Source organism: Pseudomonas vlassakiae, from assembly GCF_014269035.2.
In the GTDB taxonomy this organism is placed as follows: Bacteria; Pseudomonadota; Gammaproteobacteria; order Pseudomonadales; family Pseudomonadaceae; genus Aquipseudomonas; species Aquipseudomonas vlassakiae.
Genome location: NZ_JABWRP020000069.1, coordinates 1 through 297, shown reverse-complemented (window position 1 = coordinate 297; position 297 = coordinate 1). Strand labels below are relative to the sequence as shown.

Here is a 297-nt window from a genome sequence, read left to right as displayed (position 1 = left end):
ATCGCTGACAGCGACGCCCAGCGTGGCCGAAGGCGGCACTATCATTTACACCGCCACAGTAGGTGCGCCGGTCACCGGAAGCCCAGTCATAGTCAGCCTGGCTAACGGCCAGACCATCACTATTCCGGTTGGCCAAAGCTCCGGCACCGTCACTGGTGCCGTGAGCAATGATGTCTACCAAGGCCACGCGGCAGTCAGCAACAACATCACCAGGGTCAGCGGTGGCAACTATGAGAACCTGGTCGCCAATCAGGCACCGGTCAGCACCGCCGTGACCGATGTACAAGACACCACCAG

1 protein-coding gene is annotated in these 297 nt (G+C 60.6%); it reads left to right on the top strand.

Going from position 1 to position 297, the window contains the following annotated elements; translation table 11 throughout:
* A partial coding sequence (locus HU738_RS25820) for an immunoglobulin-like domain-containing protein (RefSeq protein ID WP_217871562.1) occupies positions 1 to 297 on the top strand: 297 nt, incomplete at both ends.